The 7,549-nt window shown below is 61.5% G+C and carries 6 protein-coding genes; all 6 read right to left on the bottom strand.

Going from position 1 to position 7,549, the window contains the following annotated elements:
• Positions 1-149: 149 nt before the first annotated feature.
• The 6 genes from tssK to tssC are packed head-to-tail and all read right to left on the bottom strand — an operon-like array spanning position 150 to position 7,526.
• On the bottom strand, positions 150-1,496 hold the full coding sequence (gene tssK, locus D8U60_RS08310) for a type VI secretion system baseplate subunit TssK (RefSeq protein ID WP_130899898.1): 1,347 nt from the start codon (positions 1,494-1,496) through the stop codon (positions 150-152).
• Between the two features lie 37 nt (positions 1,497-1,533).
• The gene (tssJ, locus tag D8U60_RS08305; RefSeq protein WP_130899897.1) at positions 1,534-2,883 is read right to left on the bottom strand and encodes a type VI secretion system lipoprotein TssJ; all 1,350 of its coding nucleotides are present in this window, start codon (positions 2,881-2,883) and stop codon (positions 1,534-1,536) included.
• Positions 2,880-3,902 (bottom strand): type VI secretion system baseplate subunit TssG, encoded by a 1,023-nt coding sequence (tssG, locus tag D8U60_RS08300; protein ID WP_130899896.1) that lies wholly within the window; start codon positions 3,900-3,902, stop codon positions 2,880-2,882. Before tssG ends, tssJ begins: the two co-directional genes overlap by 4 nt.
• The gene (gene tssF / locus D8U60_RS08295) at positions 3,866-5,632 is read right to left on the bottom strand and encodes a type VI secretion system baseplate subunit TssF (RefSeq protein ID WP_130899895.1); all 1,767 of its coding nucleotides are present in this window, start codon (positions 5,630-5,632) and stop codon (positions 3,866-3,868) included. Before tssF ends, tssG begins: the two co-directional genes overlap by 37 nt.
• Positions 5,633-5,639: 7 nt before the next feature.
• Positions 5,640-6,053 carry a type VI secretion system baseplate subunit TssE gene (gene tssE / locus D8U60_RS08290; RefSeq protein WP_130899894.1) on the bottom strand — a complete coding sequence of 138 codons (414 nt, stop codon included), beginning with the start codon at positions 6,051-6,053 and terminating at the stop codon, positions 5,640-5,642.
• Positions 6,054-7,526 (bottom strand): type VI secretion system contractile sheath large subunit, encoded by a 1,473-nt coding sequence (gene tssC, locus D8U60_RS08285; protein WP_110600355.1) that lies wholly within the window; start codon positions 7,524-7,526, stop codon positions 6,054-6,056.
• Between the last annotated feature and the right edge of the window lie 23 nt (positions 7,527-7,549).

The raw sequence follows: 7,549 nt of genomic DNA, 5'->3' as shown, positions 1-7,549 counted from the left end.
TGGCGGCATCGCACAGCGGGTTCCAGGCCACACCGCGTATGTCGAATTCAGGATCAGGTAAACACGTCTGGCCCCTGATGGTAATGGTTGCGCTGTTGTGGTCGATGGCGCCGACCATTTCCTCGTGACGCCGTGAATCGGCTGCGGACTTAGTCATCTCTCTCACTCCTGATCGCCCAGAACTGCAACTCCAGCTCCGGGAATTCGCCGGCAATGTGGAAACCGAACCCGCTGCCGCTACTCAGGCTTTGCCAGGCCGGGTGATGGCGGTCGAGTTCGAAGTAGCTGAAGCCGGCATGGAACGGCAGATGGCGCGGCGCCACCGGCAGCGGCCGCAGGGGAATGCCCGGCAGTTGCAGGCTGACCAGTTGTTCCAGGCCTTCGGTGGAGCTGATCTTGATCTGCTTGGGCAGTTGCTGACGCAGGGTCTCGGCGGGCAGTTCGGCGCGCACGGCGAGGATGAATTCGGCGTTCTCCAGCAGGCGCTTGTCGTTCAAGGCGGCGCTGCGCACGCCGTATTGCTGATCGATGATTGGCAGCGACACCGCACGTGGTTGCAGCACCGTGCCCAAGGCGCGACGCAAGGTGTGCTCGAGTATCTGGAACGACTGGCGCAGGTTTTCGTGCTGATAGGCCGGATATTCCTGCGGCAGGTGGCCCTCGTCGGTAAAGGTCACCAGTTCGCCGCAGGCTTGAGCCAAGGCGATGTACAACTGTTCCGGATGAACCTGACGTTGGCGGGCCAGGTGCTGGAACAGCGGGAACAACCGATTGAGGGTTTGCAGCAGGTTGAAGTCGCTGACGTCAGCCACCCCCGACTGCCCCGGTGAGCCGATACGCTGGGCCAGATTCTTGGCCCGCTCGCGCATCAACCCGGCCACTTCACCCAGGTAGCGATGCAACGCCGGCACCGCTTGCAGTGACAGACTGGTGGGGTAGAAGTGCTCGTCCATCACCAGGCTGCCGTCCGGGCGCTTGTCTTTGATTCTGCCGATGGCGATGCCGGTGAAAGCACTGCGGTCGCTGCGTTCGAGCATCAGTTGCAGGTTGGGTACGGCCAGGTCCATACCGACCTGATCGCCGTCATGGCTGTGGGTGTCGCGGATTTCCTCGCGCAGGGCGATATAGCGACTGTTGCCGTACTGGTCGGGCCAGCGTATTTCGAGGGCGCCGTTGGAGCGCAGCGGCAGGGCCAGATAGACGATCTGGCCGACCGCGCTGCTGTCAGCGATCTCCAGCGGGGAGGGCGGTGCCAGATCATGAGGAATGTCGAAGACGCTGCCATCGGGCATGATTCCACACGCCTGGTTAATCGCGACCTTGCCGAAGCTCAAGTACTCGGTGTTAAGCGTCAGCTCGCTGAAGCCGTAAAGGGCGTCGTTGAGGCTGTGCAGGCGCTGATGCACGGCGGCTTCGGCGGCGCGGGCCTGTTGCTGGAAGTGCTGGGGTTTGACGAACAAACCTTCATGCCAGATGACGGGGTTGCGTGAACTCATCGGTGGTTACTCGGGGCAAAAGCGGCTGAAAAAGGCGTCATCGGGTTTCTGCCTTGAGGCTGACCTGGGTGGCATCCAACTGCACCAGGACGGCGTACTGGCGGCCTTTTGGCTCGACGCGCAGGCGCTGTTTCCACTGGCCGACATCGGTGCTGTGGTAGTTGGCGATCACTGCGATAAAGCGCGTGTCTCCATCCAGTGCGCGAAGGTCGATGAACTTGAATTGGCCGGGGTTGAGCAGGTAGTCATCGGCGCGGATGTAGGTGCTGCCCAAAGTCTTTTTCAGGTCTTCGGCCATGGCCTGAGGGCTGGCGTTGACCAGCAGCGAGTCGTCGGTCAACTGCAAGACCTTGAAGGCGATCGGCGTGGCGACATGTTGCAGCGCCGGGTTGCCCCACGGCGTGGTCAGGCGAACGCCTTGGTCGTCGTAGTCACCCAGCAGCGCGTCGTCGATAGGCGACATTGACACCACGGGTTCTGGTTCCGAGGTCAGCGGTGACTGGGCCGGCACGCTTTCGTAAAGGTGATTGAGCAAGGTTTGGACTTTATCCGTCAGCGCCTGCGGGCTGGTGGCCTGCACGTTGAGGGTGTAAGGGGAATGGATCGAGTCCTCGTCCGGTGCCGTGCCGGTGCTGATCAGCCGTGGGTTGACATTGTCGCTGGCGTACAGGCTCAGGGAGTAACGGCTGGGCTGGTCGTCTGGACCACCAACCGGGATCGACGGCGTCCAGATCACTTGGCCGATTTTGCCGAGCATGGTGCAGCCGCCGAGGGCGAGGCAGGCCAGCAACAAGGTGCCCAAACGCAGGTTGCTGAACAGGCTGACGCTGCGTTTGTGTGCAGGCGCGCCAATATCCGCCAGCACTTCGGGTAGCGGCGCCTTATCCATCGCTAGCAGGGGATCACCTTGCTCCGCCAAATCCACCGGCCGGCAAAGGCGTTCGAATTCAGGGCAAGTGCCAGTTCGCCTATCCGCCGCTGGCCGACTCGGCAGGTCTCCTTGGTGCCACACGTGCATGCCCTCAGGCTGGTCGCCGAGCAGCTCATCGAGCGAATGCTGCCCCGGGGCGTGCTCGCCCAACTGCACCGCGACCTGATACGCACCAATCTGCAACCGATCACCGTCGTTGAGGCTTATCGCAACATGGCGCTCAAGCGGCAGATCGTGACCGTTGACGTAGGTTCTTCCGCTGCGGTCAATCACACAAAAGCGCCCCTCGACGACGCGGATGTCGCAGTGGTTGGGGCGTACGCTGTTGTGGCGATCTTCCAGGCGCCAGTCCACCGCGGCACTGCCGATGCTGCCGCCCTGTGGGCCAAACCGATGAAGGGGCAAATACCCGTGCAGCAACTGCGCAGGATTGTTGATAACCAGCGTCAATTTCATGCGCGCCCCCGAATCCGCACCACGGCGGGATGGCGTTGTTCTTGATGTTCGATAAAGCTGGTCCAGCCCAGGTGGGTGCCGCTGGCGCGTTGCAGGTTGAACGGCGGTACATCTTCCTCACGCAGCCCCAGTTCCAGGTCGTAGGCGGTGGCATCGCGCAGCAGAAATTCCATCAACTGGCGCAAACGCCCGAACTGCTCGCCGCTGGGTAAAAACTGCCGAAAACGGGCTTGGGTCAGGTTGGGAATCACCAGGGTGAACTTGCTGGCGCGGGTTTTGCTGCGGTCACCCACCACAAAATCGCTGCCCAAGGTGCCGTTGGCCTTGCCCAACGCCAGGCGCTGGCGCTGCGGTAAATTCACCCAGCGCGCCTCGAACTCACGGATGTAAACGCCGTGCAGATCAAAGCTGTGCTCGACGATGCCGGACACCATCGAAGGTGAACGGCTGCGACTGGCGATCAAGCCGGCGAAGCTCAGCAGGCGGCCCCAAGGCAACGGCGTAGCGCCGCGCAGGTCGTTGTCGTTCAATCCGATCAGGGAAAATACATATCGCGAAAACCGGTCACTGCCTCCGGCCTGAAAACGGATGTAGTAGCGGTACTTGCGCCAACTCATGTGCAGTAGGGTCAGCAAGCGATGATTGAAAAAATCCATGAATGCCGGACGAATCCCGCGCTCCTGGGCCTGCTCATAGGCCAGGCGATCCAGGTAATAGCCGGGCAGTGGCGAGTCGGTACCGTGCAGGCCAAAGAAACTGGTCTGCAAGCGATAGCGCACTTCTTCGCGGTCCTCCTCAAGGCGCGCCGCCTCGACCACGTCGGAAGCCGGAAAGCCCAACCCCGCATGGCTTTGCAGGCGCACCCGGCGGCGCACCGCCGCACTCAGCGGCTGCGCTTCCAGGTCGTCGCCATGCAAGGCGTGCAGATGCTCCAGCAGACGATGGAACGAATAGTTCCGCGCGTCGGCCAGCAGCACATCGGCTAGATCACGGGTTGTCTGCCGGTCAACAGTGGCCATTCGTAGCGCTCGTTGTTAGTGGTATTGATCACTTCCAGGCGATGGAAGGAATTGATGCTCGCGTACAGGGCGAAGAAGTGCGAAAGCACGCTGCCGAACAGGTACAGCTCGCCCTCGCAAAGGAAGGCGTCCTGGTTCAGTTGCAGACGGGTCTGCACGCCACGTACCGGCTGGCCCTTCATCAGCCAGTCGATGGGGGTGGTCACGGCATTCTGGATACCGTTGAGGCGCTTGCGCGTGGCGCGGGCCTGTTGCAGGTCGTGCAGGGCGGCGAAGTCATAAGCGCGGATGACTGCCTTGAGCGGCTCGGCCGACAGCAACGACAGATAGTTCAGCGACAGGTTGGAAATCAGCGTCCAGTGAAGGCTGCTATCCAGCACTGGCCGGTAGCTTCGAGTCGGTGCGATCAGGTTGGTGTAAGTGGCAAACGACGGCGTCACCTCGGTGGACACCGATACATCTCCCACGCCCAGCAACTGCGGCAAATCTCGATTGCTGCAGGTCAACTCGATGGATGCCGCTTCATGCTCGCCGATGTACAGGCTTTCATCGCCGCGCACGAAAGCGATGCGATGACGCAAGCCTTCACTCCCGTGGGACACTTCGATATGCGTGCGGAAGTACAGCGCAGTGCGGCCCCGCGCATGTTCGATCTCATGCTGGAAAGACTCGAACGGAGTAAAGCGTCGCAACGGATCGCCCTTGCGCTCCTTGTCGGCGGCATCCCAACCGGCCACCTTGTCGACGCTGAAAATCTCGTAGGCTTCGGGGCGGTTACCGCTGGGGCTGATACGCCGTTCCAGGCTGCGTCCATCCAGCGCAATCGGATCGGCATCGTGACGGAACAGGTTGACCGCCGGCGCGCAGTACAGGTGCAGGTCACTGGTGCGCAGACGAATATCAGGCGGCATGGGCCGGCTGAACTGAAACTCGAATCGCAGGGTGTTGGCGCTCATCTCCGGCCAGACGCGCGCCAGCTGGGTCAGGCTGAAAAAGTGAAAACGCTGCGGGAACACGAAGTACTCCTGCAGGATCCGGTAGCCATCGAACACATTGCGCGGGTAGGGCAGCAGCGCCTCTTCGGGGGTGAAACCGGGACAGCCGATAACCTTGGCTGGCAGGCGATAGCTTTGCTTATCGATGTGCAACGTGACGCTGTCCAGGTAATGGGCGAGCCACAGGTACAACGTCAGCGCCGTGGCGTTATCGCCGCCCAGATGAAAATCCAGCTGATCGCAGGCCATGCTGGTCAGCGGTTGCTCGGTCAACACCTTGAGGTCGATGCGCATCACCGAGGCTTCGCGGCTGTGGGCATCGCTGACTTCCTGCAACGCCAATGGGTACAGGCTGACGTCAGTGCAGGTACGAAACTGGCAGGAGATGCCATCCACCTGTTTGGCAAACAGTGGCGTGCCTTTGGGGATCACCTGGCGCTGGCTGATCGCATCCAGCAACGGTGTAAAACGGATGATGGTCGCGCTCGGCAGGGGCCGCAGGTAGTTGGGCCAGAGCATCTGTAACAGCGGGTGAGTCAGCTCCGGCAAATCGTCGTCGATCTTCATCCCCAGTTTGGCAGTGAGGAAGGCAAAGCCTTCCAGCAGCCGCTCCACGTCCGGATCGCCGGCCTGATCACCGAGAAATTGCGCCAGTTGCGGGTTGTCCTCGGCAAACTCGCGGCCGAGTTCGCGCAGGTAGCGCAGCTCCTCGGCAAAGCGTTGTTTCAAGTCCATTGCATCCTCATCGCACGCGGGTGTAGCCGTCGCGGCCGTGCATGGCCACCTCGATCTGCACCTGTTCTTCCTTGTGGTTGACCTGCACCTGGCAATCCAGGCGAAAGTTCAGCTCCAGCGGCAGGTCCGGGTCGGGCTGAAAGCGCACACCCGTGACCTTGATGCGCGGTTCAAAGGCTTCCACCGAACGCCGGATATCGGCGCTGATCGCTACCACCAGATCACTGCTGGCCTGGGTGACGCCGTTGAAATCGCGCAGGCCCAGTTCAGGGCTGCTTTGCGAGCAGCCCTGGCGTGAGTTGAGCACCTGTTCGAGGTGGCGTTTGATCGCTTCGACACGCTGGCGCGCCTGTTCATCCACGCTGCCAGGGCGGTAGCGCGGTGCGTCGGGTTCCAGGCGTTCAAACAGGCTGGCGCCCATTTACTGGGTGTCCAGCCGACCGACCAGTGAGATCTCGAAGTTAGCGCCCATGTACTTGAAGTGCGGGCGAACGGCCAGCGACACCTGGTACCAGCCTGGATTGCCTTCCACGTCCTGCACCACGACTTTTGCGGCGCGCAAGGGGCGACGGCTGCGCACGTCGGAGGAAGGGTTTTCCTGGTCGGCGATGTACTGCTTGAGCCAGTCGTTCAGCTCGCGCTCCAGATCCTGGCGTTCCTTCCAGCTGCCGATCTGTTCGCGTTGCAGCACCTTGATGTAGTGGGCCAGGCGATTGACGATAAACAGGTACGGCAACTGGGTGCCGAGCTTGTAGTTGGTCTGGGCTTGCTGGCCTTCGCGGGTCTTGGGGAAGTTCTTCGGTTTTTGTACCGAGTTGGCGGAGAAAAACGCCGCGTTGTCGCTGTCCTTGCGCATGGTCAACGGGATAAACCCGGCTTCGGCCAGCTCGAATTCCTTGCGGTCGGAGATCAGCACTTCGGTAGGAATCTTGGCCTGCAATTGGCCGAGGGATTCGTACAGGTGCACCGGTAAATCATCCACCGCGCCGCCGGATTGCGGGCCGATGATGTTCGGGCACCAGCGGTAGCGGGCGAAGCTGTCGGTGATGCGCGAAGCCATCAGGAACGCGGTGTTGCCCCACAGGTAATTGTCGTGGTTGCCGTCGACGGTTTCGTCATAGCCAAAGCTGCGCGTCGAGTTGTCTTCAATGCTGTAGGGCGGGCGCAGCAGGAAACGCGGCAGGGTCAGGGCCAGGTGGCGCGCGTCCTCGGATTCACGCAGACCCCGCCACTTGGTGTGGCGCGGCCCTTCGAAAATATCGCTGACTTCCTTGAGGTCGGGCAGACCCTGGAAGCCTTCCAGGTTGAACAGCTCGGGGCCCGCAGCCGAGACAAACGGTGCATGGGACATGGCGCCGATGGAGGCCACATAGCTGAGCAGCTTGATGTCTGGCGAGCTGGGGCCAAAGGTGTAGTTGCCAACGATGGCGCCCACCGGTTCACCCCCGAACTGGCCATAGCCGGCGGTGTAGACGTGCTTGTACAAGCCGCTGCGGGTGATGTCGCCGGCGTTGTCGAAGTCGTCCAGCAGTTCCTCTTTTGTGACGTGCAGCATTTCCAGCTTGATGTTCTCGCGAAAGTCCGTGCGATCCACCAGCAGCTTCAGTCCACGCCAGGCCGATTCCAGTTGCTGGAACTGCGGCTGATGCAGGATCACGTCCATCTGTTTGCTGACGGCGCGGTCGATCTCGGCAATCATCTGGTCGACCCGGTGCTTGTTGACCGGCTGCTGGTGATCGCCGCTTTGCAGGATTTCGCTGATGAACGCGGCCACGCCTTGGCGAGCTACCGCGTAGCCTTCCTGAGACGGGCGCATAGTGGTGTTGGCCAGCAGCTGATCAAGCAGCGACGGCTGTTCGTCAGCCACCAGGATTTGTGCGGCGGCGCTTTCCATAGGCATGGGGGAGTACTCCGTTG

The sequence above is a fragment of the Pseudomonas sp. Sample_11 genome, from assembly GCF_004307505.1.
Taxonomy (GTDB): Bacteria; Pseudomonadota; Gammaproteobacteria; order Pseudomonadales; family Pseudomonadaceae; genus Aquipseudomonas; species Aquipseudomonas atacamensis.
The sequence above is the reverse complement of the archived record's forward strand: the minus strand, read 5'-3'. Positions and strand labels throughout refer to the sequence as shown.